General features: G+C 69.9%; 30 protein-coding genes. 14 read left to right on the forward strand and 16 right to left on the reverse strand.

Going from position 1 to position 23431, the window contains the following annotated elements; genetic code table 11:
* Positions 1-14: 14 nt before the first annotated feature.
* Positions 15-635, forward strand: a complete 621-nt coding sequence (locus B0B14_RS02270; RefSeq protein WP_076679908.1) for a GyrI-like domain-containing protein — start codon at positions 15-17, stop codon at positions 633-635.
* Here the strand turns inward: B0B14_RS02270 and B0B14_RS02275 are convergent.
* The 6 genes from B0B14_RS02275 to B0B14_RS16435 form a co-directional block, all read right to left on the reverse strand.
* The gene (locus B0B14_RS02275) at positions 614-1219 is read right to left on the reverse strand and encodes a DUF2238 domain-containing protein (RefSeq protein WP_076679909.1); all 606 of its coding nucleotides are present in this window, start codon (positions 1217-1219) and stop codon (positions 614-616) included. The two genes, B0B14_RS02270 and B0B14_RS02275, sit on opposite strands and share 22 nt — an antisense overlap.
* Entirely contained in the window at positions 1216-2049 is an 834-nt protein-coding gene (locus B0B14_RS02280) for an endonuclease/exonuclease/phosphatase family protein (RefSeq protein ID WP_256714218.1), read from the reverse strand. The genes B0B14_RS02275 and B0B14_RS02280 overlap by 4 nt, the downstream gene beginning before the upstream one ends.
* Complete coding sequence (locus B0B14_RS02285; protein ID WP_076679911.1) at positions 2046-2855, reverse strand: glycosyltransferase family 2 protein; 810 nt, start codon at positions 2853-2855, stop codon at positions 2046-2048. Before B0B14_RS02285 ends, B0B14_RS02280 begins: the two co-directional genes overlap by 4 nt.
* A gap of 88 nt (positions 2856-2943) precedes the next feature.
* Positions 2944-3489: a peptide-methionine (S)-S-oxide reductase MsrA gene (gene msrA / locus B0B14_RS02290; protein WP_083710276.1), complete on the reverse strand. Its 546-nt coding sequence runs from the start codon at positions 3487-3489 to the stop codon at positions 2944-2946.
* Positions 3486-3947 carry a peptide-methionine (R)-S-oxide reductase MsrB gene (gene msrB, locus B0B14_RS02295; RefSeq protein WP_076679912.1) on the reverse strand — a complete coding sequence of 154 codons (462 nt, stop codon included), beginning with the start codon at positions 3945-3947 and terminating at the stop codon, positions 3486-3488. The genes msrA and msrB overlap by 4 nt, the downstream gene beginning before the upstream one ends.
* Before the next feature lie 111 nt (positions 3948-4058).
* On the reverse strand, positions 4059-4208 hold the full coding sequence (locus B0B14_RS16435; protein WP_179085255.1) for a hypothetical protein: 150 nt from the start codon (positions 4206-4208) through the stop codon (positions 4059-4061).
* An 86-nt stretch (positions 4209-4294) separates the two neighbouring features.
* Here B0B14_RS16435 and B0B14_RS02300 point away from each other — a divergent pair, with 86 nt between their 5' ends.
* On the forward strand, positions 4295-4999 hold the full coding sequence (locus B0B14_RS02300) for an NUDIX hydrolase (RefSeq protein WP_076679913.1): 705 nt from the start codon (positions 4295-4297) through the stop codon (positions 4997-4999).
* A gap of 11 nt (positions 5000-5010) precedes the next feature.
* Here B0B14_RS02300 and B0B14_RS02305 read toward each other — a convergent pair whose 3' ends face one another.
* Genes B0B14_RS02305 through B0B14_RS02315 form a run of 3 tightly spaced genes read right to left on the reverse strand, consistent with a single transcriptional unit; the run spans position 5011 to position 6699 of the window.
* Complete coding sequence (locus B0B14_RS02305) at positions 5011-5292, reverse strand: winged helix-turn-helix transcriptional regulator (protein WP_076679914.1); 282 nt, start codon at positions 5290-5292, stop codon at positions 5011-5013.
* Positions 5289-5693: a VOC family protein gene (locus tag B0B14_RS02310; protein ID WP_076679915.1), complete on the reverse strand. Its 405-nt coding sequence runs from the start codon at positions 5691-5693 to the stop codon at positions 5289-5291. Before B0B14_RS02310 ends, B0B14_RS02305 begins: the two co-directional genes overlap by 4 nt.
* A 31-nt stretch (positions 5694-5724) precedes the next feature.
* Positions 5725-6699, reverse strand: coding sequence for an ADP-ribosylglycohydrolase family protein (locus B0B14_RS02315; RefSeq protein WP_076679916.1), 975 nt, complete (start codon positions 6697-6699; stop codon positions 5725-5727).
* Positions 6700-7043: 344 nt separating this feature from the next.
* Between B0B14_RS02315 and B0B14_RS02320 the strand changes: the two genes are divergently transcribed.
* Both B0B14_RS02320 and B0B14_RS02325 read left to right on the forward strand, forming a co-directional pair.
* Complete coding sequence (locus B0B14_RS02320; protein ID WP_076679917.1) at positions 7044-8294, forward strand: HNH endonuclease signature motif containing protein; 1251 nt, start codon at positions 7044-7046, stop codon at positions 8292-8294.
* 154 nt (positions 8295-8448) lie between these two features.
* Positions 8449-8850: a type II toxin-antitoxin system VapC family toxin gene (locus tag B0B14_RS02325; RefSeq protein WP_076679918.1), complete on the forward strand. Its 402-nt coding sequence runs from the start codon at positions 8449-8451 to the stop codon at positions 8848-8850.
* Here B0B14_RS02325 and B0B14_RS02330 read toward each other — a convergent pair.
* Entirely contained in the window at positions 8847-9383 is a 537-nt protein-coding gene (locus tag B0B14_RS02330) for a DUF1697 domain-containing protein (RefSeq protein WP_179085256.1), read from the reverse strand. The genes B0B14_RS02325 and B0B14_RS02330 overlap by 4 nt on opposite strands.
* Positions 9384-9522: 139 nt before the next feature.
* On the reverse strand, positions 9523-10350 hold the full coding sequence (locus B0B14_RS02335; RefSeq protein WP_076679920.1) for a CPBP family intramembrane glutamic endopeptidase: 828 nt from the start codon (positions 10348-10350) through the stop codon (positions 9523-9525).
* Between the two features lie 132 nt (positions 10351-10482).
* Between B0B14_RS02335 and B0B14_RS02340 the strand changes: the two genes are divergently transcribed.
* Entirely contained in the window at positions 10483-11304 is an 822-nt protein-coding gene (locus B0B14_RS02340; protein WP_076679921.1) for an SDR family NAD(P)-dependent oxidoreductase, read from the forward strand.
* 94 nt (positions 11305-11398) lie between these two features.
* Complete coding sequence (locus tag B0B14_RS02345; protein WP_076679922.1) at positions 11399-12478, forward strand: DNA glycosylase AlkZ-like family protein; 1080 nt, start codon at positions 11399-11401, stop codon at positions 12476-12478.
* A 51-nt stretch (positions 12479-12529) separates the two neighbouring features.
* On the opposite strand, the gene B0B14_RS02350 is transcribed toward B0B14_RS02345, so the two are convergent.
* Entirely contained in the window at positions 12530-13405 is an 876-nt protein-coding gene (locus tag B0B14_RS02350) for an SDR family oxidoreductase (RefSeq protein WP_076679923.1), read from the reverse strand.
* A 156-nt stretch (positions 13406-13561) separates the two neighbouring features.
* Here B0B14_RS02350 and B0B14_RS02355 point away from each other — a divergent pair, with 156 nt between their 5' ends.
* The 8 genes from B0B14_RS02355 (at position 13562) to B0B14_RS02390 (ending at position 20593) form a co-directional block, all read left to right on the forward strand.
* A complete protein-coding gene (locus tag B0B14_RS02355) occupies positions 13562-13924 on the forward strand; it encodes a winged helix-turn-helix transcriptional regulator (protein WP_076679924.1) in 363 nt (120 codons plus the stop codon).
* Between the two features lie 81 nt (positions 13925-14005).
* Positions 14006-14569 carry a PadR family transcriptional regulator gene (locus B0B14_RS02360; RefSeq protein ID WP_076679925.1) on the forward strand — a complete coding sequence of 188 codons (564 nt, stop codon included), beginning with the start codon at positions 14006-14008 and terminating at the stop codon, positions 14567-14569.
* A gap of 53 nt (positions 14570-14622) precedes the next feature.
* A complete protein-coding gene (locus tag B0B14_RS02365) occupies positions 14623-16308 on the forward strand; it encodes an ABC1 kinase family protein (RefSeq protein WP_076679926.1) in 1686 nt (561 codons plus the stop codon).
* A 303-nt stretch (positions 16309-16611) separates the two neighbouring features.
* Positions 16612-17508, forward strand: coding sequence for an SDR family oxidoreductase (locus tag B0B14_RS02370; RefSeq protein WP_076679927.1), 897 nt, complete (start codon positions 16612-16614; stop codon positions 17506-17508).
* 162 nt (positions 17509-17670) lie between these two features.
* Positions 17671-18498, forward strand: a complete 828-nt coding sequence (locus B0B14_RS02375; RefSeq protein WP_076679928.1) for a DUF4397 domain-containing protein — start codon at positions 17671-17673, stop codon at positions 18496-18498.
* Positions 18498-19160 (forward strand): class F sortase, encoded by a 663-nt coding sequence (locus B0B14_RS02380; RefSeq protein WP_083710279.1) that lies wholly within the window; start codon positions 18498-18500, stop codon positions 19158-19160. The genes B0B14_RS02375 and B0B14_RS02380 overlap by 1 nt, the downstream gene beginning before the upstream one ends.
* 22 nt (positions 19161-19182) lie before the next feature.
* Positions 19183-19746 (forward strand): RNA polymerase sigma factor, encoded by a 564-nt coding sequence (locus tag B0B14_RS02385; protein WP_076679929.1) that lies wholly within the window; start codon positions 19183-19185, stop codon positions 19744-19746.
* The gene (locus tag B0B14_RS02390) at positions 19733-20593 is read left to right on the forward strand and encodes an anti-sigma factor domain-containing protein (protein WP_076679930.1); all 861 of its coding nucleotides are present in this window, start codon (positions 19733-19735) and stop codon (positions 20591-20593) included. The genes B0B14_RS02385 and B0B14_RS02390 overlap by 14 nt, the downstream gene beginning before the upstream one ends.
* A gap of 2 nt (positions 20594-20595) precedes the next feature.
* Here B0B14_RS02390 and B0B14_RS02395 read toward each other — a convergent pair whose 3' ends face one another.
* The 4 genes from B0B14_RS02395 to B0B14_RS02410 form a co-directional block, all read right to left on the reverse strand.
* On the reverse strand, positions 20596-20955 hold the full coding sequence (locus B0B14_RS02395; protein WP_076679931.1) for a DUF2834 domain-containing protein: 360 nt from the start codon (positions 20953-20955) through the stop codon (positions 20596-20598).
* A gap of 9 nt (positions 20956-20964) precedes the next feature.
* On the reverse strand, positions 20965-21288 hold the full coding sequence (locus B0B14_RS02400) for a hypothetical protein (RefSeq protein ID WP_076679932.1): 324 nt from the start codon (positions 21286-21288) through the stop codon (positions 20965-20967).
* A gap of 34 nt (positions 21289-21322) precedes the next feature.
* On the reverse strand, positions 21323-21715 hold the full coding sequence (locus B0B14_RS02405) for an ester cyclase (RefSeq protein WP_076679933.1): 393 nt from the start codon (positions 21713-21715) through the stop codon (positions 21323-21325).
* 119 nt (positions 21716-21834) lie between these two features.
* Entirely contained in the window at positions 21835-23361 is a 1527-nt protein-coding gene (locus tag B0B14_RS02410; protein WP_076681224.1) for a molybdopterin-dependent oxidoreductase, read from the reverse strand.
* Positions 23362-23431 lie beyond the last annotated feature (70 nt).

Consider the following 23431-nt stretch of genomic DNA (forward strand, 5'->3'; position numbering starts at 1 on the left):
CTAGCGTTGCGTTCGTGGAGGCCAAGGTCGACCTGAAGCGCGACATCGCGACGTACACGGCGCGGCGAGGGCGTTTCGACGTCGTCGACGTCGCGCCGCAGCGCTTCCTGATGATCGACGGCCACGGCGACCCCAACATCTCGCCGGAGTACCGCGACGCCGTCGCGACGCTGTTCGGCACCGCCTACGCGCTCAAGTTCTTCAGCAAGAAGGAGCTCGGCCGCGACTACACGGTCATGCCGCTGGAGGCGCAGTGGTGGGCCGACGACATGGCGAGCTTCACCGATGCGCGCGACAAGACGACGTGGAACTGGACGGTGATGAACCTCGTGCCCGACGGGATCACGGCCGAGCACATCGAGGAGGTCCGCCGCCGCGTCGCGCTCAAGGGTGCGGCGCCCTCGCTCGAGCTCCTGCGGGTGGAGGAGCTCGCTGAAGGACGCTGCGTGCAGACCCTCCACGTCGGTTCGTACGACGACGAAGCGTCCGTGCTGGCCGAACTCCATGACGAGGTGATTCCGCGGCTCGGACTGCGCATGACCGGACTCCACCACGAGATCTACCTGAACGACGCGCGACGCACGGCCCCCGAGAAGCTCCGCACGATCCTGCGTCAGCCGGTGGCCGACGCCTGAGGCGCGGGTCGCACGGAGGGCTCCCGCTCGACGCGGACGTACGCGAGGACGCATCCGGCGACGAGGCCGCCCAGCCCGCCTGCCGCCATGTCGCCGATCGTGTCGGTGTAGGTCACGAAGATCTCGTCCGAGACGAACTCGAAGCCCAGCCACTCGATCATCTCCCACACGGCGCTCGCCGCGAGCGCGATGATCGGAGTCAGGACGAGGCCCGCCCTGCGCGGGAGGTCGCCGACCGGTGCCACGATGCGCCACCGCCCGAGGGCGACGAGCGTCATCGCCGCGACGAGACCGGTGCAGGCGAAGTGCACCACGAGGTCCCATCCCGGAACCGTGCGGTACAGGTCGAGAACATTGCTCCATGCCGCGATCAGCACCGTCGCACCGAAGGCGATGTCGAACCCCGGCCGCACCGCGAGGAAGCGCGGCGCGATCACCGCAGGGAGGGCGAGCGCGAGGATCCCGGCATCCGTCGGGCTCCACCAGATCGCCGCGATGCCCACCCCCACGACGGCCATGACGCGGACGGCATCGGCGATCAGCTCTCCGGCGCCGCGCGGAGCGCGGAGGAAGTCCTCGATCATGCGCCGGCGCCCCTCTGCGGGAGGACGATGACGGCGTGGACGGGCAAATGATCGGACGGCCATGCGCCGTCCACCGGACGCGCGTCGATCGCGACGCGCTCCACGTCGATGCCCGGCGTGACGGCGATCCAGTCGATGCGGGATGCGCCGACGCGCGGCGGACGATAGCCGGGATTCGTGCCCCATTCCGGCGTGAGGCGCGTGCGCGCGACGGTCCAGGCATCCTGCAGTCGGTCCTCGGCGAGCAGCTCCCGTACGGCCGGCGACCCGGGTCGAGCGTTGAGATCTCCGGTCAGGATGCACGGCCGCTCGCTCCCCGCGAGCCGCCGCCGGAGGGCCTCCGCCGCTCGTACGCGGGACTTCGCGGAGAACGGATCGAGGTGCGTGTTGATCGCGACGAACTCGATCCCCGTCGCCCGATCGCGGAAGACGGCTTCGACGTACAGACGGGGGAGCGGGTTGCCCCAGGATCGTGACCCGGCCCGCGACGGTTCGTCGGAGAGCGCGACCTGCTCCCACTCCAGGAGCTCGAGCCGTTCGCCGTCGAAGAAGACCGGGCACCCTTCGCCGCGTCCGCCCCTCTCGCGACCACGGCCGACGAACGCGTACTCCGGGCCGAGCGCCTCGGCGATCGCGGCGGCCTGATCGGGCATCGCCTCCTGCACGCCCAGCACGCTCGGCTGCTCGCGGCGCAGAAGTCGCCGCAGCAGCGGTCGGCGTGCGCTCCACCGGTCGCGTGGTCGGGTCGTGCCGGTGATCCGCCGCCGCACGTTGAACGTCATGACGTGCAGACCGGGCGCGGCGACCGGACCGATGACGGCGTCGTTCACGATGCCCGCCGTGGGGTCGGCACACCCAGCCGATGCAGGATCCGACGCAGCGCGAGCCGCGTCCACCTGATCGGCGGGAAGTCGTGCGGCCAGTGCACGATCACGGTACGGGCGCCGCGGACGATCCGCCGACCGAAGGCGCGTCGACTGGCGAAGGGTCGCATCGACATGCCCATCGCCGCGTCTGCGACGAAGCGGATGCGGTGCCGCTCGCCGAAGTGGAAGGCGAGGTCGAGATCGTCGTGCAGCTCGGCGTCAGCGCGATGGGCGAGAGAGCGGATGTCGTGCCAGGCATCCCGTCGGAAACCGAGGTTCGACCCGAACAGGGGCAGGTGGCCGAGGGTGGGAGCGAGGAGGAGCGCATACGCGCCGAGGTACGCGGCGGCCAGCGGAGACCGGAGCGCCCGGGGGCCGTCGACGAACACCGCGCCGCCGGCGAAGACGCCGACGTCCGGTCGTGCGGCGAAGGCGGCCGTCATCACCTGGACCCAGCTCGCCGCCGGGAGGCAGTCGGCGTCGAGGCGCAGGATGAGATCGCCCGAGGCCGCGTCGTAGCCGGCGGAGCTCGCGGCGGGGATCCCCGCACGATCGCAGCGCACGACGCGCGCGCCCGCTTCGCGGGCCACCGTCGCCGAGGCGTCCGTCGATCCGTTGTCGACCACGATGACCTCGTCGGGTCGCCGTGTCTGCAGCGACAGTGCGCGCAGGCAGCGCGCGAGTTCGGCGCTGTCGTCCTTGACGGGGATCACGATGGAGACGGTCGCCGGCGGGGGAGTGGGGGAGATCATCCGTCCCAGTCTCGTCATCGCCGCGGTTCCTCGCAGACCCTTGACACGGTGCGCGGAAACGCCGGATGCCGCAGCGACGAGCGCTGCGGCATCCGGGGGCCGTCTGTCACGCGTGGGCGGCGGCATCCCTCTTCGGGAGCACCCACCCGGCGCGCGGGAAGTGGCACGTGTAGCCGTTGGGGTACCGGATCAGGTAGTCCTGGTGCTCGGGCTCGGCCTCCCAGAACGGACCCGCGGGCTCGATCGTCGTGACGGCCTTCGCGGGCCACAGCCCCGACGCGTCGACGTCGGCGATCGTGTCGCGGGCGACCTGCTCCTGCCCGGGGCTGAGCGGGAAGATCGCGGAGCGGTAGCTGGAGCCGATGTCGTTGCCCTGACGGTTCAGGGTCGACGGGTCGTGGATCTGGAAGAAGAAGGCCAGGATGTCGCGATACGTCGTCTTCGAGGGGTCGAAGACGATCTCGACGGCTTCGGCGTGACCGGGGTGGTTGCGGTAGGTGGCGTGGTCGTTCGTGCCGCCGGTATAGCCGACGCGGGTCTGGAGAACGCCGGGCTGGCGGCGGATGAGATCTTCCATGCCCCAGAAGCAGCCCCCCGCGAGGACGGCGGTCTCGGTGCCGGGGGTCTCGTTGATGGTTCCGTTGTCGGTCATGATGCGTCCTTGTCGGTGTCGAAGCGGGCGAGGTAGGCCCCGTAGCCCTGGTCGTCGAGCTCGTCGACGGGTACGAAGCGCAGAGCGGCCGAGTTCATGCAGTATCTCAGGCCTCCGGCATCCCTCGGGCCGTCTCGGAACACGTGGCCGAGGTGGCTCTGGGCGCCGGACGAGCGCACTTCGGTGCGCGGCATCAGCATCTTCCAGTCGGTCTTGGTGGTGACCGCCTCCGGGTCGATCGGCTTCGTGAAGCTCGGCCATCCGGTTCCGCTGTCGTACTTGTCGGTCGACGAGAACAAGGGCTGTCCCGACACGATGTCGACGTAGATGCCCGGCGCGTGGTTGTTCCAGTAGGCGTTGCGGAACGGCGGCTCGGTGCCCTCGTCCTGCGTGACGGAGTACTGGAGATTGGTGAGGGCGCTGACGGCCTCGGGGGTCCTGCGGTAGTCGCTGGTCATGGTGTGGCTCCTCCTCGGGTGCCGCCGCTGGCTGCGGCGTCACAGAACACAACGGACGCCCGCGCTCATTTGGTCCCGCGAAGCTGGGAGCGGGCCGTGAGTTCCGCGACGTCAGTGCTCTTCGTCGACGCTGCCGTCTTCGTGCACCAGCGCCGGCGCGTCTTCGGCGTCGAGAGGTGCGTCGATGTCATCGGGTTCGGCCGCGCCGGTCGTGTCGGGTTCGGGGCCGGGCTCGCGGGGTGGCAGCTGTGCGTCTGTCATGCCTCCAGCCCATCGTGATCGGGCCCCGCGCGCAACCCGGTTGACACCGGCCGCGCGGTAGCCGCCACCCGGCGTAGCCTGAGGGGATGCCCGCGAGCGAGAATCCCCCGAGCGCGCGGGCGCAGCTCTCGGACTTCGTCGCGGATGCCGGATCCTCGCTCATCCCGTCCGGCCTGCCCACCGGCACGCGCCCCCGCGACGCCGCCGTCCTGATCCTCTTCGGCGTTCTGGATTCGCTTCCCAGCGACCACGAGGCGCAAGCGCGTGCCGTGACGCGCGACCTCGATGTGCTGCTCCTCTCCCGCGCGGCCACGCTGCGCTCGCACGCCGGGCAGGTCGCCTTCCCCGGTGGACGCATCGATCCCGACGACGATGGTCCCGTCGCGGCGGCACTGCGCGAGGCGCAGGAGGAGACCGGTCTCGACCCGGCGGGAGTCGACGTGCTGGGGGCGCTTCCCCGCGTTCCGCTCGCGTTCTCGCGCCATCTCGTCACGCCTGTCCTCGGCTGGTGGCGGCAGCCGTCACCCGTGCGAGCGGTCGACGCCGCCGAGTCGGCGGACGTGTTCCGGGCCCCCGTCGCCGACCTCCTCGACCCCGCGAATCGTGGTGTGACGGTGATCCGCCGCGATGGTCAGGAATGGCGCGGACCGGGGTTCCTCGTCGGCCGGCACCTCGTGTGGGGCTTCACCGGAATGCTGCTCTCGCGGCTCTTCGACGAGCTCGGCTGGGCCGAGCCGTGGAACGACGCGCGCGAACTGCCTCTCGACGCCGCGGGCGACACGGGGCGCTGAGAGCGAGCCCCTCAGGACTCGGAGGCGCCCCAGTGCGCGAGTGCGGCGATCGCCTCGCGCAGCGCGCGCCCGCGATCGGTCAGCGCGTACGCCCGGGTGTTGTGCCGCAGGGGGAGGCGCGAGAGGATGCCGGCCGCTTCGAGCTCGCGGAGGCGGATCGCGAGCATGTTGGTCGGCACCCCGAGGTCGCGCTGCAGATCGCCGTAGCGCTGCGGTCCGTCGAGGAGCCGCTCCACGATGAGCAGCGCCCATCGTGCCCCGACGACGTCGAGGGCGGCGGCGAGGTCGTTCACGCGGTCGGGTCGGCGTCCGGCTTCATCCAGAACGGCGAGTAGTGGTAGCCGTCGGGATCGTCGAACTGGCGCTGGTACATGAAGGGATAGTCGTCGGTGTCGCCGACGCGGCCTCCGGCGGCACCCGCGCGCTCGACGAGTTCGTCGACCGCCTCGCGGCTCTCGAGGTCGAACGACACCGTGACCTTCGAGGGAGTGTCGGGGCCGCCGATCAGCTCTTCGACGCCTCCGACGTTCGCGTACATCTCGCGGCTGCCGAGCATCACGTACTGTTCGGGCGCGATCGCGAAGCACGACACGTTGTGGTCCGACATCTCGGCATTGAGCGTCCAGCCGAGGGCGGTGTAGAAGGCGGTCGCGCGCTCCACGCTCTCGACCGGGCAGGTGATGAAGAGGCTCATGGATGGATACTTGCAAAATACAAGTGAGGCGTCAAGGGCCCTCATGGTTCGTGCTGATCAGGTTCTCCGTGGCGAGCGCCGACAGCGTGAGCCGTTCGAGGTCTGTCGCGCGCAGATCGGGCCAGCCGTGCAGGACCCCACGCCACTCGGCGGGCACCGCCGATGCGCCGTAGCGGGCGCCCGCGAGAGATCCTGCGATGGCCGCGATCGTGTCGGTGTCGTTCCCGCCGCGCACGGCGCGTTCGAGGGCATCGGCGAGGGAGGTCGACCCGCTCACGGCGGCCAGGGCGGCCTGGAAAGCCCGAACGACCCAGCCGTTGTCCTGAGACAGGTCGCGCGGATGCCTCCCTTCCGCGTCGTCGATCAGATGCAGCCAGCGTTCACGTCGCTGCGCAGGGATCCACTCGAGTTGCGCACGCACATCGACCTCGCCCGTGAGGATCGCATGTCGGATCGCGAGGCACCACAGCGCGCAGGCATCCGCGTTGTCGTCTTCCCAGTGGGTGAGCTTCGCCACCCGGCCGGCGGCCGCCGCCAGTTCGGCAGGGGAGCGGTCGAGGTAGCCGAGGGCGACGGGCCCGGTGCGCATCAGCGAGCCGTTTCCGCCACTCTTGCCGTGCTGGGCATGGAGCGATTCGGATGCCGCCCGCGCCGACTCCTCCGTGATCGCGCCGACGACGAGCCGGCCGAGCAGGGCACGTGTCTGGGCTCCGACGTCGCGGGAGGTGTGCGACCACTGGAGCCAGTCCTCGACGATCGCGGCAAGAGCAACGGGATCCTCGAGCCGGTGACCCTCGGCGAGCTGGTGGAGGATCGGCATGGCCATGCTCGTGTCGTCGGTCCACTCGCCGACCCCGTGCCCGAAGTAGCCGATCCCGAACTCGGGCACCACGTCGTCGGCGAGACTCGGCCCGAATTCGTACTGCGAGCCGAGCGCGTCGCCGGCCGCCGAAGCGAGGACGGAGCCGACGGCGCGGTCGACCTGGACCGACGTGAGAGAGATCATCGTTTGTCCTTCGGGTGGGGTGCGCGCGGCGGCCGGGGGGTGGATTGCGGGAGCTGTTCGATCGGCAGCGCGGCGGCGGCATCGCCCGCGCGGCGAGCTGCTCGAACTCGTCCAGGTCGTCAGCCTAGGGGCGGCCTCCGACGTGGCGTGTCGTGCCGGGCGGGTCCGAGACGAGTGCGTGCGATCTGCACGGCGCATCCTCGCCGGAGACGGTGGCCGCCGACTCGCTCGCGGTGACTGGCCCCTTCCGGTGAAACGCTCACGGCGCCGCGCCGGGCGTTCGGGTCGAGGCGTCCGTCGTCTTCACTGTTGCCATATTAGAACATTTGTTCTAATATGAAGACATGGATCTCGATGAATCTCCCGCCTACTGGGATGACGCGTGCGAGGGTCCTGATGCGGTCGATCTCGTCGTCGAGGTCTCCGTCATGATGTCTGTCTTCGCGGCTGACCGCGTCGTGCGCGTCGATGCGATGCATCGCCAGGGTCTCGCCGAGGCCGAAGCCCACGGTCGGGCACTCGTTCCCGTCGTCGAGCGAGGCATCCGGCTCGAGCTCGCGGCGGCGCTGCGCATCACCGAGGCCGCGGCCGATCAGCTGCTGGCGCTCTCCGAGGCGCTGGTTCATCGCTACCCGCAGGCGCTGGCGTCGCTCGGCCGCGCCGGCATGACCGAGCGTCACGCGCAGGCCCTCGTCGATGAGTTGGAGGGCGCATCCCTCGAGGTGCGCGAGGCGTTGATCGGGCGGGCCGTCGAGCTTGCTGAGCGCGAATCCGTCGGCACGTTCCGCCGCCGGCTGCGCAAACTCGTCGCCGAGCATGAGGCTGAGACCCTCGCCGAGCGCCACGCGGAGGCCCTCGATCGTCGCCGGGTGGCCATCGAGTACGTCGACGATGCGATGGCGTGGCTGCATCTCCACATTCCGGCGGTGGAGGCCCAGGCGGTGTTCGATCGGGCAACGTCGATCGCGAAGGTGCTGGCGGCCGAAGAAGGAGAAGTCCGCACTCTCGATCAGCTGCGCGCCGACGTGATGTGCGACCTCCTCATCGAGGGCGACACCATGTCGCACCCCGAGCGGGCTCGGGGCATCCGTGCCAGCGTCGCGGTCACGGTTCCCGCTCTGTCCCTCCTCGGTGACACCGCAGGGGCCGGAGTGATAGGCCCCGCCGTCGTCGAAGGCATCGGACCCATTCCCCTCGACCGCGCGCGCGAACTCTGCGGAGGCGCCGACGGGTGGATGCGGGTTCTCACCCATCCCGAGACCGGCATGGTGCTCTCGGTCGGCCGCGACCAGTATCGACCTCCTCCCGCTCTCCGGCGGTTGGTCCGCTGGCGGGCTGATCGGTGCATGGCACCCGGATGCGGCATTCCGGCATCCCGCTGCGAGATCGATCATTCGATCGCCTGGGAACACGGCGGCACGACGTCGCTATGGAACACCGCTCCGCTGTGCAGAGGACATCACATCGTCAAGCACCACGGCGGGTGGACGTTGCGCCAGTTCGAGAACGGCACGATCGAGTGGACCTCGCCCACGGGCCGCCGCTATCTCGTCGAGCCCGAGCGCCGCGTTCCGGTGTTCCGGTATGCCGCCTGAGTCAGCGACCCTCGCGTATCGCCGGGCAGGTGACGTCGTCGAGCGTCTCGGTGCGTACCGAGTCTTGTCCCGGCGATCCGGCGATCCAGCGACGCTGCCGGCGGATCGTCGATCAGCGTGCGCGGATGTCGGGGCGTCGTGCCAGGATCCTCGCATGACCCGCTTCGCCATCGACGCGCCGACCGCGCTGCGAATCGTCACCGATGATCGGCCTGTCGACGCCGCGCACTCCCTGGTGGGGCCGTCGATCCTCCGATCCCACGCCCTCTCCGCGCTCTACCGGGCGTCGCGCGACGGATCGCTCGACGAGAAGACGGCCCGCGCGCAGCTGGAGGGCATCGCCGGGCTGAAGATCAGGCTGCTCGGCGACCGGGTGTCGCGCTCGACGGCGTTCGTCATCGCAGGCCTAAGCGGGTGGGACGACACGGAGCAGGCGGAGTACCTCGCCGTGGCACAGCTGCAGGCCGACGCCCTCATCACCGAAGACCCCGCACTGATCGCCGCCGCGGAGCACATCGTGCCGATCGCGTCGTACGACCAGCTCTTCAGCGTCTAGCGCGAGAACCGCTCCACGAGGCGGACCAGCGTCGGGATGCCGCGCGACGTCGCGGGTCCGCCTGTCAGCCGCTCGACCACGGGGGTTCCGTTGCTCTCCCGATCGCGCTCATTGAGCAGCACGGCCCACCCGGGGCCGGCATCGACCACCCGACACCGTCGGTGGGCGGCCTCGCGCACGACATCCGGATCGGCCATCTCGAGCACCCCACCCGAATGGAGGGTGAGTTCGCGTCGATGCGCGTCCGGCTCCCCGGCGTGCGCGTCCACGATCGCGCCGAGCGACGACAGCGGCATCCCGAATCCCTCGCGCTCCAGCCCTGAACGCGCCGCGAGCGCGACGAGCGCGTCCGCGATCACGGCGTCCGCCCCGTCGACGCCGAGAGTGCCTGCCGGGAACACGATCGTGCCGTTGCTCTGGAACGTCACGGCATCCGCGCATCCGGCGTCGGCGAACGCCCCGACGAGATCCGCCGTGGACGGCTGCCCGCGCTGGCCCTGATTGACGTTCCTGATGAACGCGACGTGGTGCACGGCTCGATCGTAGGGCCGGTCGCGGACCTCCACGCGGGACTCCGCGGCCGCTTCCGTGATGCCGGCGATGCCACGGCGGTGTCGCCAGCGGCGCGAGACCGCGATGTGACGCCGCCGAAGGCCGGAGCCCGGGGTGCGATCACCGAGGGTCGGGCTCGACCTCCGACCAGTTCGGCAGCCCGCGCGTGAGCAGCGCCACGATCGGGGTGCCGACGACGAACGCCGGGAGGATCACGGCGAGCACGTACGGCCCGCTGATCGAGACGGTGTCGCCGGTGAGCGTCTGGGCGACGACCTGGAAGCCGAGATGGAACCCGACGCAGGCCCAGACGCTGCGACTCACGATCCGGATGAGCCCGAGCACGATTCCCATGGCGAAGAAGATCCCGACCCGCTCGGTGAAGACCTCCCACCCCTCGCCCACGACCCAGAGCGCGGTCCCCAGCACGGTGAAGAGAACGGCCTGCGCGACGACGGCGAGCCACGGCGGCATCGCCGCGGCGAGATTGCGGAAGACGTATCCGCGGAACACCAGCTCCTCCGGAACGGCTTCGTACACGAACACCGTGACGACGACGAGTGCGAGCATCCCGAACACCTCGGGGCCGGGTGCGAGCGTCGTCACCGTCATCCACCCCGCCGCGACCGCGACCCCGAGTCCGACGAGGCTCGGAGCCGAGAAAGCGAGGAGCCCGACCAGGAACGGGCGCCACGCCGCGCGGGAGACCGGGAGCGCGAGGCCGGAGAACGGCCGCCGGTCGAGCCATCGCCGCGCGGCGACCACGAGAGCCACGGCAAGGCATCCGACCGACACAGCTGTGAAGACGCGCGCACCGACGGTCGGTCGTCCCCCGAAGAGCGCGGTTCCCAGAGCGATCACCGAACCCCACACGACGACCACCCCGAGCAGCACGATCGCGAGACGCAGCAGCAGGGGCGGGCGACGGTCGAGACGGGTGTCGGTCATCGGGGGAGCCCTCCGCGGTCAGCCTATCCAGGACTCGTCGCGCGCCCCGCAGCTCCAGCGGCTCCGGCCGATGGGTCTGGAGCGACGTCGATCCGACCTACGCTGGCACGACAGACCACTTCAGGAGGAACCGTGCCGCGCACCATCGTCATCACCGGAGCAAGCGACGGGATCGGCGCCGCCTCCGCGCGTCAGCTCCACGCCGCGGGCGAAGAGGTCGTGATCGTCGGGCGCAACCCCGACAAGACCGCCGCCGTCGCGAGCGAGCTGGGGGTGGCGTCGTTCGTCGCGGACTACAGCGACCTCTCTCAGGTGCGCGAGCTGGCGGCGGCGCTGCGTGACACGTATCCGCGGATCGACGTGCTCGCCAACAACGCCGGCGGCATCTTCGGTGAGCGCACCGTGACCGTCGACGGCTACGAGCTCACGTTCCAGGTGAACCACCTCGGCGGATTCCTCCTCACGAACCTGCTCCTCGACCGGCTCATCGAGAGCCGGGCCGCCGTGATCCAGACGGCGAGCCTCGCCGCACAGCGGTTCGCGAAGTTCGACATCGACGACCTGCAAGGCGCCCGCTCGTATTCGGCGAGCGCCGCGTACGGCAACGGCAAGCTCGCGAACATCCTGTTCACGAAGGAACTGCACCACCGCTACCGGGATGCCGGCCTCACCGCCGTCGCATTCCACCCCGGAGCCGTCGCGAGCGGATTCGCGGCGGCAGCCCGCGGTCCGTGGAAGTTCCTCTACACGAATCCGATCGCCAAGAAGTTCCTCATCTCGAGCGAGGAGGGCGGCGCACACCTCACCTGGCTCGTCGAGGGCACGCCCGACGTGACCTGGATCTCGGGGGAGTACTACTCCGACGACGCGCCGTCGCGCACGAACCCGCTCGCCTCCGACCCTGCGCTCGCCGCGAAGCTGTGGGAGCTCAGCGCCGACATGGTCGGGCTGTGATCGACGACTGACCGCACGAATCCGACCGGTACGCACACGCTGCGGCCGGCCGGACGTCAACGGACGATGCCGCCGGTGCTACGGTTTCGGCACCGTGACCCACCACCTCACCCCCGACCAGGCGCGCCGCATCGTGGTGCGCGCGCAGCTGCTGGACGCCGATCGGCCGGGTGACGTCGTCGAAGTCGCCGAGCAGCTCGGCTACATCAAGATCGACCCGACGGCCACGATCGCCCCGTGCGAGCAGACCGTGCTGTGGTCGCGCATCGGCTGGTCGTACGAGTCCGGGCAGCTGCAGAAGGCCGTCGAGATCGATCGGCTGCTGTTCGAGTTCGACGGTGCGTTCCGCCCGATGAGCCTGCTGCCGCTCCTGCGTCCCGCGATGCGCGTCTGGCCGCAGCGCGAGAGCAGCCGGCAGTGGCTCGATGCGAACGCCCGCTTCCGGGCCGACGTGCTCGCTCGGCTGCGCGCCGAGGGTCCTCTCCCGGCATCGGCGATCCCCGACACGGCACAGGCGGCCCGCCCGCCCGACGGCTGGTCGGGATCCAATCAGGTGCCGACCATGCTCGACTTCCTCGCCCGTCAGGGAGAGGTCGCGATCGTACGACGCGACGGCCGCAACCGGGTCTGGGATCTCGCCGAGAGGGTGTACCCCTCCGATCTGCCGGAGTACGACCGCGACGAGGCATCCGCTCTCCTGGCCGAACGCCGGCTGCAGGCGGCGGGGATCGCGAAGCGCAGATCGCCATGGTCGCTGGTCGCAGACGCAGGAGAGCCGGCTGTCGTCGACGGGAGCAGATGGGCGTTCCGCGTCGACCCCGAGGCCCTCGCTGCGCTCGACGACGACTCCGAGGGTCGCGTCGCGTTCCTCAATCCATACGACAGCATCCTCTTCGACCGCCCCCGGCTCACGGAGCTGTTCGAGTTCACCTACGTCCTCGAGCAGTTCAAGCCCAAACCGCAGCGCGTGTACGGCTACTTCGCGCACCCGATCCTCATGGGCGACCGTTTCGTGGGCATGCTCGATGCCGAGGTCGATCAGGTGCGCGACGTGCTGCGCATCACTGCCGTGCACGAGTTCCTCCCGTTCGAGCCGGAGGAGACCGAGATGGTCCGTGCCGAGATCAGATCCCTCGCGGAGTGGCTCGGTCTCGACGTCGTCGGGCTCGGCTGACGGCCTGGGGGAGTGACGCGCGAGACGCCACTCCCCGCTGCTCCGGCGCGGTCAGGCCGAGACGCGCGCTGCCGCGACGGCGGCGCGAAGGCCCTCGACAAGCGACGTCGTGGGGCGGCCGATGAGACGCGACAGAGTGCCGTCGGCCACATCGAGCACTCCGCCGGCGATGCCCGCGTCGATCGAGGCGACGAAGCCGGTCGTGGCGTCGTCGAGCCCGGCGGCGGCGAGGCCTGCGCGGAGCTCGTCGCTCGTCAGGGGCTGGTACGTCACCGGACGCCCGAGGACGTCGGATGCCGCCGCAGCGAGGTCGAAGTGGGTGGTCGCGGTGTCGGCGCCGAACTCGTAGATCCGTTCGAGGTGGCCGTCTTCGATCAGCACGACGGCGGCGCCCTCGGCGAAGTCCTGACGCGTCGTGCGAGCGACCTTGGCGTCGCCGACTGCTGCGGCGATCACGCCGGTCTCCGCGGCGCGCAGCACGTCGCCGACCGCGTTCTCGATGTACCAGTTGTTCCGCACGATCACATGCGGCACGGTGCTGTCGGCGAGGGCCTTCTCGGTTGCAGCGTGGTCGACGCCGAGCGGCCAGTCGAACTCGGTCGCCTGCGGAGCGCTCGTGTAGACGAGCTTCGCGACCCCTTCGGCCTCGGCGGCGGCGATCACGTTGAGGTGACCCTCGACGCGATCGCCGGGCTCGGACCCCGAGATCAGCAGCACGGAGTCGATGCCCTCGAGTGCCGCCGCGATCGTGTCGCGGTCGTTGTAGTCCAGTGCGGTGGTGCGGATGCCGCGCTCTGCCAGATCCGACACTTTCGACGGCGTCCGGGCACCCGCGACGATGTCGGAGGCCGCGACGCCGCGGGCGAGGAGCGCATCGACGACGAGGCGGCCGAGCTGGCCGCTGGAGGCGGTGACGAGAATGGTCATGGGGGTTCCTTCCGGAGCGGATGTCTGTCCTCCGGCTGAACCCTCCTTCGCAATCTTGCATTCCTATCGGAGGGTACCCACTTTGACGTAAGGTACCCACCCTCGGGTTAGTATTGCGCATCGCCGGAGCGACGCATCCGGAGTCTGGAGGACGCCATGACCGCCCATCTCTCGGATCTCCGCGCAGCGGACGCACTCGTGTTCACCGAGAACTGTCCGACGCGCGTGGTGCTCGACCATGTGATGAGCAAGTGGGGGGTGCTCGTGCTCGCCGCCCTCACCGACGGCACCGCTCGCTGGGGGGAATTGCGGCGCAGCGTCGACGGCATCAGCGAGAAGATGCTGGCCTCGACGCTGCGCACGCTCGAAGCCGACGGCATCGTCGCCCGGACGTCGTACCCCGAGGTGCCCCCGCGGGTCGAGTACGCGCTCACCCCGCTCGGCGATGCCCTCATGGAGCGGATGCTGCCCCTCATGGAATGGATCGCCCAGCACGCCGACGACATCGTCGCCCGCTGATTCACGGCCCACTCCCATGCTCAGCGATATATCGTTGAGTATCGCTGATTATCGATCAGCAGTCGTTACCAGGAGGTCAACATGAGCACGTCATTCCCCGGCGACATCTTCGGTGGAGCTTCTCGCGGATCGGGTCAGGGACGACCCGGCGGCCTGTGGGACGCGATGGAGCAGTTCCGCGGCATGTTCGAGCAGAAGGTCGGAACGCGCATGGGCAAGGGCGACGTCCGCGCCGCCGTGCTGGCGCTCCTCGCCGAGAAGCCGATGCACGGCTACCAGATCATCCAGGAGATCGAGGACCGCAGCGGCGGCTCGTGGAAGCCCAGCCCCGGCTCGGTGTACCCGACGCTCCAGCTTCTTGCAGACGAGGGGCTCATCCTCGCGGAGGAGTCGAACGGTCGCAAGACCTACTCGCTGACCGAAGAAGGCCGTGCCGTGGCCGACTCCGCCGACGGCTCGGCTCCGTGGGAGACGCAGGGACCGCGCGACAGCGGCCGTGCGACGGCTCTCCCGAAGGCCGGCGTCGAGCTCGCCCAGGCCGTGGCGCAGGTCGGCCGCTCCGGCTCTGCCGAGCAGGTGCAGCAGGCGGTCGCCCTCCTGGACGAAACGCGCCGTAAGCTCTACTCGATCCTCGCCCAGGACTGACCGGGGTGCCCTCGGCACGACCCGCCGCGGCGCGGGCGCGTCCAGGAGGTGCGATGTCCGACGCCGGTGACATGCGCGCGCGCTATCGCCGCATCACGCGGTTCGCGATGCGCTACATGGTGCAGGCGTGGTGGTTCGAGCTGTTCCTGCCGCGGCTGGGTCTCGCGCGGGTGTCGGCGCGCAACCGGGGGAAGCGGCTCCAGCGCATCGCGCAGCACTTCCACGTGCTCGCCGTCGACCTCGGCGGACTCATGATCAAGGTCGGACAGTTCATGTCGTCGCGCCTGGACATCCTGCCGCCGGAGATCACGAAAGAGCTCGAGGGGCTGCAGGACGAAGTGCCCGCTGTGCCGTTTCCGGCGATCCGGTCGCTCGCCGAGGCCGAGCTGGGCGTGCCCCTCGCTCGTGCCTTCGCCTCCGTCGAGGAAGTCCCGCTGGCGGCGGCATCGCTCGGTCAAGTGCATCGGGCGCGGCTCGTGCCCGATGACGTCGTCGAGTTCGGTGCCGAAGACGTCGTGATCAAGGTGCAGCGTCCAGGGATCGCCCAGATCGTCGATGTCGATCTGGCCGCTCTCCGCAAAGTCTCCGGATGGCTCGATCGCGTGCGCATCGTGTCGGACCACGTCGACCTGCCCCAGCTCATCGAGGAGTTCGCGCTCACGAGCCTCGAGGAGATCGACTACCTCCACGAGGCGGCCAACTCCGAGCGTTTCGCGACGAACTTCGCCGACGACGTCAGCGTCGCCGTGCCCGACGTCGTGTGGGAGCGCACCACCCGGCGCGTGCTGACCCTCGGCGACGTGACGGCGATCAAGATCAACGACGTCGACGCGCTCCGCGCGGTCGGCATCGATCCGTCGCAGGTGGCGGCGAAGTTCGCGTCGGTGATGTTCGATCAGGTCTTCGTGCACGGCTTCTTCCACGCGGACCCGCACCCGGGGAACATCTTCGTCACGCCGACGGGTGCGACGACGGATGCCGGCACCCCGGCGTGGAAGTTCACGTTCATCGACTTCGGGATGATGGGCGAGGTGCCCTCGAGTCTTCGGCGCGGCCTCCGTCGCCTGATCATCGCGGTCGCCTCCCGAGACGGGCGCGGCCTGGTCGACAGCATCCGCGACGTCGGTGTGCTTCTTCCCTCTGCCGACACGGCCGAGCTCGAGCGCGCGATGACGCAGCTGTTCGCCCGGTTCGGGGGGATGGGGTTCGCCGAGCTGCAGGAAGTCGATCCGCGCGAGTTCCGGGCGTTCGCGATCGAGTTCGGCGATGTCGTGCGGGCGCTGCCGTTCCAGCTGCCGGAGAACTTCCTCCTCATCATCCGCGCGATGTCGCTGACCTCCGGCATGTGCAGCTCGCTGGACCCCGCGTTCAACATCTGGGATGCCGTCGAGCCGTACGCGGCGCAGCTCCTGCGCGACGAGCGCGGCAACGTCGTGCAGGCGTTCGCATCCGAGGTCGCGTCCCAGGCGGGGATCATCGCCCGGATGCCTCGACGACTCGACACCCTCGCGTCGCGCATCGAGAACGGCGAGGTCGCCGTCGAGACGCCCAAGCTCGACAAGCGCATCGCGCGTCTGGAGCGCACCGGCCGGCGCATCGTGTCGGCGATCCTGTTCGCCGGACTGCTGATCGCCGGCGTGCTGCTGCGGGCGGACGACGCGGTGTGGGGCTGGATCCTGATCGGCGCCTCCGCCCTGCCGCTCCTGCACGCGCTGCTCGCCGGCGTGACCCGGCGCTGACCTCGCCGCGGGCCCCTGCGCTCCCTCCGCCGCGGGCCCCTGCGCTCCCTCCGCCGGGGGTCCCTGAGCGCGTCGAAGGGGCGCCGTAGGCGATCCTGCAGCGGTGCGCAACCCCCGAGCCAGATCGCGTCGCCGCCCGTAGCGTCGAAGAACCGGATGCCGATGCACGGGCTGCGTGGCGACACGACGGCCACGACCGGCCTCCTCGCCGGGATCTCGCACCGTGAGGTCTCGCACAGACCGATCTCGTACCGAGAGATCTCGTCTCCTGCCCACGATCTTCGAAAGAGGGAGTAGCGACCTATGTCTCGCGACCAGTACACGTTCGTCAACCCGGCCGAGCTCTACGCCGACATCGACATCGAGAAGCAGCACCAGCCCGAGCCGGGACTGGATGCCGAACTCGACCCCAAGGCCGACCTCGGCGAGGAGACCTACCGCGGAACCGGCCGACTGACCGGTCGCAAGGCGCTCATCACCGGTGCCGACTCGGGCATCGGCGCCGCGACCGCGATCGCCTTCGCGCGCGAGGGCGCCCACGTCGCGATGTCGTACCTCCCGGAGGAGGAAGTGGATGCCGAGCGCATCGCCGGCATCCTCCGCGAAGCCGGTGTCACGGTGTTCACGTTCCCGGGCGATCTCAAGGATCCCGAGTACTGCCGCGAGCTCGTCGCGAAGTCGGCGGAGGCCCTCGGCGGCCTCGACATCCTGGTGAACAACGGCGGGAAGCAGATCTTCAACGAAGACCTGACCACGCTGTCGGACGAGCAGTTCGACGATACGTTCAAGACGAACGTGTATGCGATGTTCTGGATCACGAAGGCCGCACTCGCCCACCTGACGCCCGGTTCGTCGATCATCAACACCACCTCCATCCAGGCGTACTCGCCGTCGGACATCCTGGTCGACTACGCGTCGACGAAGGCGACGATGAACGCCTTCACGAAGGGTCTCGCGCAGCAGCTCGCGCCGAAGGGCATCCGGGTCAATGCTGTCGCTCCGGGCCCGATCTGGACCCCGCTCCAGGTGTCCGACGGGCAGCCGAAGAAGAAGCTCGAGACGTTCGGCGAGCAGACGCCGATCGGCCGCGCCGGTCAGCCCGCCGAGCTGGCGCCCGCATTCGTCTTCCTTGCATCGGCCGAGTCGAGCTACGTGATCGGTGAGACGCTCAACGTGAACGGCGGCATGCCGACTCCCTGACCCCGTCGCCGGGCTCGGGCTCCTCCCCGAGCCCGGCTCCGGCCTGCGCGCGACCCGCGACAGACGGAGAAAAGTTCGCACGAAGTGCATCCAAAACCTCTCGGGCACGAGAAAGCAGTGTCAGAGGCGGCGAAAGGCCGTCCCCCATCAAGGAGGAAGACAGTGCGAAAGACAGCAGCCGCAGGTCTCGCCGTCGGCATCATCGCCGCATTCGGATTGGCGATGCCCGCATCGGCGGCCACAGCGAGCAACGCCCAGCTCTCGGTGCTTCACGGCATCCCCGACACCCCCGTGGACGTGTGGGTCAACGGCGAACGCACCCTCGACGACTTCGCGCCGGGCACGCTCGCCGGTCCTCTCCCCCTTCCGGCGGGAGACTACGTCGTCGTCATCACGGCTCCGGATGCCGCAGACACCTCGGCGCCCGTCCTCGGACCCGCCACCGTGTCTCTCGCCGCGGGCGGAAACTACACCGCCGTCGCTTACCTGAACGAGGCGGGCGCGCCCGCGCTGAAGGCGTTCGCAAACGACACCTCGAAGACCGCCGCAGGCCAGGGCCGCCTCACGGTGCGCCACGTCGCCGCGGCGCCCGCGGTCGACATCCTCGCCGGCGGATCGCCCGTCATCGAGGGACTCACCAACCCCAACGAGTCCACGCTCAACCTGCCCGCCAGCACCGTGAGCGCCGCCGTGGCGCTCGCCGGTACGACCGCCCCGGTCCTCGGCCCGACAGACGTGCAGATCCAGGACGGCGTCCTGACGATCGTGTACGCGTGGGGCAGCGCCGAAGACGGCAACCTCGCCCTCGCGGTGCAGACCGTCACGGGCCTGCACTCGACGCCCGGCGGCGTTCCGTCGGGTACGGCCGGATACCTCGCCGAGCGTGACAACATCACGACGGCCGGCATCCTCGGCGCAGGCGCGCTCGTCATCACCCTCGCGGTCGGTTCGGTCATCGCCGTCCGTGCCCGCAAGGCGACCCAGCGCTGATGCGGACCCGCACGCCGCGAGAGCGCGGATGGCCCCAGCGAGTAGCCCTCGTGCTGGCCTCCGGCGCCCTCGCGGCGTGCCTCGCGGCGTGCACGGGCGCGGTTCCCCAGGCCGTGCGACCGTCCGCCGAAGCCTCCCGATCGGCGTCGGCACCGGCACCGACGCCGGTCGTGGAGGTCCCCGTCCAGTCGAGCGAGCTGAAGCCCCCGGTGGCGGCGGTCCCGCCCACCCGCCTGCGCATCGACTCCCTCGGCATCGACATGTCGGTGACCGACGTGGGAGTCCAGCCGTCCGGACAGATGGAGATCCCCATCGATCCGTCGATCGCGGGGTGGTATCGGTACGGTCCGGATGCCACGACCCCCGAGGGCAGCATGGTCATGGCGGCGCACGTCGACACGCGCGGCTACCCGATCGGTCCGCTCTCGCGTCTCCGCGACATCGGCGCGGGCTCCGTCATCTCGGTCGATTCGGCCGACGGCATCCCGAGGTCGTACGTCGTGGAGTCGCTCACGTTCTACGACAAGACCGTCCTGCCGATCGCCGATCTGTTCGCCCGTGTGGGGCCGCCCACCCTGGTCCTGATCACCTGCGGTGGACCGTACGACCGCGAAGCGGGGCATTACCGGGATAACGTGGTCGCCATCGCGCGACAGCAGTGACGCCACGAAGCGAGGAAGATCTATGGAGAGGGACGCGGTGTCCGACGAGGAGTCTCAGCTCAACGCGCGTTTCGTCGCGGGGGAGGAGACGGCGCTGGCCGAGGTGTACCGGAGATGGTCGCCGGTGGTCTTCACACTCGCGCTGCGCTCCCTGGGCGACCGGGGTGACGCCGAAGACGTCACCCAGCGCACCTTCGTCTCGGCCTGGACCTCGCGCGCCAGCTACGACTCGTCGAAGGCGAAGCTGTCGACGTGGATCGTCGCGATCTCCCGGCGCAGGATCGCCGACATGCACGAGTCGCGGGCGAAGATCCGCGCCCTCCAGGCGGAGCTGGAGCGGATGACCAATCCCGACGACCTCGTGCGCGAGCCCAACGACCTGTCCGAATCCCTGCTGATCGCCAACGAGATGCAGCAGCTCGAACCCGATGCGCACACCGTCATGCGCCTCGCGTTCTTCGACGACCTGACCCATGAGGAGATCTCGCGGAGGCTCGGGATGCCGCTCGGCACCGTGAAGAGCCACATCCGACGAAGTCTCAGCAGAATGCGCAACCGACTGGAGGTGAGCAATGTCGCACCTTGACCCTGAGCAGCTCGCTCTCATCGCCCTGGGCGAGCCCGTCGCGTCCACCGAGGAGCGCGCCCACCTCGTCGCGTGCCCCGCCTGCGCTGCAGACGTGGCCGAGATGGCGCACGCGGTCGGTGTCGCGCGCTCCACGATCGACGAGGCCGAACTCGAAGCCCCGCCCGTGCGGGTGTGGAGCTCGATCGTCGACGAACTCGCGCTCGGCGGCGATGTCGCGGGCGACCCGTTCGCGGTGGCGGAGCCGATCGCCGACAGCACCCCCGAACCGGCATCCGACTCCGCGTCCTCGGCCTCGGGAGAGCCCTCGGCAGAATCCAGCTCGGGGGCCGTACCCGAGCCGGGCTCCGAAGCGGCGATCGGCGGATCGTCGCGGCGCACGAGGCGCGACCGCGCTCGAGGACGGCGTCCTCGCACCTCCCGGATCATGTGGGTGCTCGCGGCATCCCTCGCCGTCGTCTTCGCGATCGGCGCCGGCACCTGGATCACGGCGGCCAACCTCCGGCCCCTGTCCGTCGCGACCGCGGCACTGGACGCCTTCCCGGATCACCCGGCAGCCGTCGGCAGCGCCGAGGTCGACGAGGCTCGCGACGGTCGCCGCACGCTGCGCGTGAGCCTGGACGGCACCGACGACTCCGACGACTACCGCGAGGTGTGGCTCATCCGCAACGACGGCGCCGCGCTGATCAGCCTCGGTGTGCTCGAGGGCACGTCGGGGTCGTTCCCGATCCCCGACGGCGTCGACCTGTCCGAGTACGACCTCGTGGACATCTCGCTCGAGCCGATCGACGGAGACCCCGGACATTCCGGAGACTCCATCGTGCGCGGACAGCTGACGTCGGTCTGACCTCACTCCGGCGATGCGTCGGCGGCGATCCGCCGCTGGCGCATCGCCAGGAAGAGCGGGAAGGTGAAGGCGAAGGCCGTCACCCCCGACAGCACGATGTAGAGCCACGCGCGTCGCATGCCGAGCCGTCTCGCCTCCACGACGATCAGGATGCAGCCGGCGATCGCCACGACGAGCAGGTCGACGCCGATCGACGACACGGCCGGACCGCTGCCGAACAGGTCGCCCAGATAGTTGCGCGCGGCGACGACCGACCACACGTTGAAGAATGCGGTTCCGACCAGCCCGACGACGGCGAGCCCGAGGTAGACGAGGGCGAGGGGGGTCCAGCCCGTGGTGATCCGGGAGCGCATGGGTGTCATGCCCGGATGCTACTGCGGGCCGGGCCCGTTCGTCCGCCGCAGGCCCATCCGTCCGCGCAGGAACGGCAGCGCCGGAGCCCGGTACGCCAGCGCCGGCGGATCGTGCGGCTCCAGCGCGCAGTCGGCTTCTCCGAACCGCCACAACCGCGTGAAGAGGAACACACCGACCACGACGGTCTCGTCGGCAGGGACCTGCCAGGTGCCGAGACCCCACTGGGCCGGCTGGCCCCGACCTTCGATCACGAGGGTGGGGCGGATGCCGGCGTACAGCGCGAACCAGGGCTTGTGCAGCGAGAGCTCGATGCGGCGCGTGGGCCGAACGTCACCGTCCATGCGCGTCAGTCTCTCCTCGGTCGGTGTGCGTGGCTCAGTCGCGCAGCTGCGCGAACAGCTCGGCGCGATCGGTCGTGCCCGAGAACTCCGCGAAGCGCCCGTTCGTCACACGGTACATCGCGAACTCGGCGACGTTGACGTGCCGGCGCGTGGGCGCGATGCCCCGGAACGCGCCGACGTGCGTGCCGCTCGCGCGAAGATGAGCGGCGATGCGGTCGTCTTCGACGACGAGCTGGATGCGCCGCCACCGCCAATCCGGGAACGCGTGGAAGAGCTCGTCGAGGTCGTCGATCCACGCGTCCGCACCGCCGGGAAGGTGCGCGCGGCGCACCCCGGGGTGCAGGAACGACCGGATGCCGTCGAGGTCGTGGCGGTTGCAGGCGTCCAGGAAGTCGGCGTACCAGTCGCGCATCTCCCACGGTTCCACCTCCCCATTATCCTCGGGGCGGCCGGCTCATCCTCGAAGCGTTCCGCGGCTCGTGTGACGCTGATGAGCGACCGCTGCCAGCCCGACGAGCCGTTCGATGTCGTCTGGGGGAGCGAGGCTCACGTGACGCTGATGAGCGACCGCTGCCAGCCCGAAGAGCCGTTCGGCGCAATGGGCGCACGCTCCTCGATCTGCAGATCGCCGTTCTTGTTGATCGCGCGCACCGCGACGTAGTGGGTGCCGGGCGTGGCATCCCATTCCATGAACCACTGCACCCAGGTGTCGGAGTTGATCGGGGTCGAGAGGGTGGCGGGCAGCCAGTCGCCGTCGTCGATGCTCACCTCGACGCTCTGGATGCCCACGGACTGCGCCCAGGCGACGCCCGCGAGGGGGATGCGGCCCGCCGCGACCGGCTTGCCGATCTTGGGGGTGTCCACGCGGGACGAGAACTTGATGGGCGCCTCGGCGCTGTAGCCGCGGGGCGTCCAGTACGCCTCATCCTTCGCGAACGTCGTGACCTTCAGCTCCGTGAGCCACTTGGTCGCCGACACGTATCCGTAGAGCCCCGGCACGACCATCCGCACGGGGAATCCGTGCTCGAGCGGGAGCGGGTCGCCGTTCATCCCCACGGCGAGGATCGCGTCGAGACCGTCGTCCGTGAGGGCCGACAGCGGCGTGCTCGCGGTGTATCCGTCGACGCTCTTCGAGAGCACCATGTCGGCCCCCGACTGCGGACCCGCCATGCGCAGGATGTCGCGAAGCGGCACGCCGAGCCACATCGCGTTGCCGAGAAGCTCGCCGCCCACCTCGTTGGAGACGCACGTGAGGGTGATCGCGTATTCGTCGAGGCCCATGTCGAGGAGATCCGCGAAGCTCAGCTCGATGCGTCGATCGACCATTCCGTCGATCACGAGACGCCAGGTGTCGGGGTCGATCGTGGGAACCGTGAGCGCCGTGTCGACGCGGTAGAAGTCCTTGTTCGGGGTGAAAAGCGGCGACAGCCCGGGGATGTCGAGCTCCGCTCCGGCCGGCACGGTGACGGTCGACTTCGGGGCGGGCAGGCGCAGCGCCCCGCGCACGGCCTCCACCGACGACGTGGCCATGCTCACGGCCCGCGCCGAGATGCCCACGATGACCGCCGATGCGCCGGAGATCGCGGCCAGCACCAGGAAGCGGCGGCGGTCGACATTCCGGCCGGGCGCGGCATCCGTCGTCGCAGTGACGGTGGCGGAGGAGGAGCGCCAGGCGCGGAGGCGGCGGCAGAGCAGGATCAGCACGACCGATCCGGCGACGGTTCCGACGACGGGCGGGAGGAAGGCGAGCGGGGTGACGCCCGCGCGGGTCACGATGGCCGCCGTCGACAGCGCGCCCGCGATCACGAGGGCGATGACGCCGAGCGGCGGGCGCACGAACTGCAGGATGCCGGCGATGGCCGAGGCGATGACCACCGCCAGGCCGAGGCCGGCCAGCAGGGCGATCTTGTCGTACTCGCCGAAGGTCGCGATCGCGAACTCCTTGAACGGCTGCGGCACGATGTCGATGACGAACGACCCGACCGCGAGGATCGGACTCGCTCCGCGGGCGACGAGGAGGGCGAGCAGCTCGGCCGCGGCGAGGAACACCGCACCGCTCACGATCCCGGCCATCGCCGACAGCGTGAAGAACTTCCAACGGGCGCGGCGCTCGGTCACAGTGATCTCCTCCTCACCCGGGGGT

It is taken from the genome of Microbacterium sp. RU33B, assembly GCF_900155915.1.
GTDB lineage: Bacteria > Actinomycetota > Actinomycetes > Actinomycetales > Microbacteriaceae > Microbacterium.

What these genes read in the sequence shown, in the direction of transcription:
- B0B14_RS02350 (WP_076679923.1), bottom strand. Translation starts at nt 13,405, where the DNA reads ATGACCATTCTCGTCACCGCCTCCAGCGGCCAGCTCGGCCGCCTCGTC.
- B0B14_RS02325 (WP_076679918.1), top strand. Translation starts at nt 8,449, where the DNA reads ATGACCCGCTTCGCCATCGACGCGCCGACCGCGCTGCGAATCGTCACC.
- B0B14_RS02355 (WP_076679924.1), top strand. Translation starts at nt 13,562, where the DNA reads ATGACCGCCCATCTCTCGGATCTCCGCGCAGCGGACGCACTCGTGTTC.
- msrB (WP_076679912.1), bottom strand. Translation starts at nt 3,947, where the DNA reads ATGACCAGCGACTACCGCAGGACCCCCGAGGCCGTCAGCGCCCTCACC.
- B0B14_RS02320 (WP_076679917.1), top strand. Translation starts at nt 7,044, where the DNA reads ATGGATCTCGATGAATCTCCCGCCTACTGGGATGACGCGTGCGAGGGT.
- B0B14_RS02275 (WP_076679909.1), bottom strand. Translation starts at nt 1,219, where the DNA reads ATGATCGAGGACTTCCTCCGCGCTCCGCGCGGCGCCGGAGAGCTGATC.
- B0B14_RS02300 (WP_076679913.1), top strand. Translation starts at nt 4,295, where the DNA reads ATGCCCGCGAGCGAGAATCCCCCGAGCGCGCGGGCGCAGCTCTCGGAC.
- B0B14_RS02315 (WP_076679916.1), bottom strand. Translation starts at nt 6,699, where the DNA reads ATGATCTCTCTCACGTCGGTCCAGGTCGACCGCGCCGTCGGCTCCGTC.
- B0B14_RS02360 (WP_076679925.1), top strand. Translation starts at nt 14,006, where the DNA reads ATGAGCACGTCATTCCCCGGCGACATCTTCGGTGGAGCTTCTCGCGGA.
- B0B14_RS02310 (WP_076679915.1), bottom strand. Translation starts at nt 5,693, where the DNA reads ATGAGCCTCTTCATCACCTGCCCGGTCGAGAGCGTGGAGCGCGCGACC.
- B0B14_RS02400 (WP_076679932.1), bottom strand. Translation starts at nt 21,288, where the DNA reads ATGGACGGTGACGTTCGGCCCACGCGCCGCATCGAGCTCTCGCTGCAC.
- B0B14_RS02390 (WP_076679930.1), top strand. Translation starts at nt 19,733, where the DNA reads ATGTCGCACCTTGACCCTGAGCAGCTCGCTCTCATCGCCCTGGGCGAG.
- B0B14_RS02370 (WP_076679927.1), top strand. Translation starts at nt 16,612, where the DNA reads ATGTCTCGCGACCAGTACACGTTCGTCAACCCGGCCGAGCTCTACGCC.
- B0B14_RS02365 (WP_076679926.1), top strand. Translation starts at nt 14,623, where the DNA reads ATGTCCGACGCCGGTGACATGCGCGCGCGCTATCGCCGCATCACGCGG.
- B0B14_RS02395 (WP_076679931.1), bottom strand. Translation starts at nt 20,955, where the DNA reads ATGACACCCATGCGCTCCCGGATCACCACGGGCTGGACCCCCCTCGCC.
- B0B14_RS02410 (WP_076681224.1), bottom strand. Translation starts at nt 23,361, where the DNA reads ATGGCCGGGATCGTGAGCGGTGCGGTGTTCCTCGCCGCGGCCGAGCTG.
- B0B14_RS02335 (WP_076679920.1), bottom strand. Translation starts at nt 10,350, where the DNA reads ATGACCGACACCCGTCTCGACCGTCGCCCGCCCCTGCTGCTGCGTCTC.
- B0B14_RS02380 (WP_083710279.1), top strand. Translation starts at nt 18,498, where the DNA reads ATGCGGACCCGCACGCCGCGAGAGCGCGGATGGCCCCAGCGAGTAGCC.
- B0B14_RS02385 (WP_076679929.1), top strand. Translation starts at nt 19,183, where the DNA reads ATGGAGAGGGACGCGGTGTCCGACGAGGAGTCTCAGCTCAACGCGCGT.
- B0B14_RS02285 (WP_076679911.1), bottom strand. Translation starts at nt 2,855, where the DNA reads ATGACGAGACTGGGACGGATGATCTCCCCCACTCCCCCGCCGGCGACC.
- B0B14_RS16435 (WP_179085255.1), bottom strand. Translation starts at nt 4,208, where the DNA reads ATGACAGACGCACAGCTGCCACCCCGCGAGCCCGGCCCCGAACCCGAC.
- msrA (WP_083710276.1), bottom strand. Translation starts at nt 3,489, where the DNA reads ATGACCGACAACGGAACCATCAACGAGACCCCCGGCACCGAGACCGCC.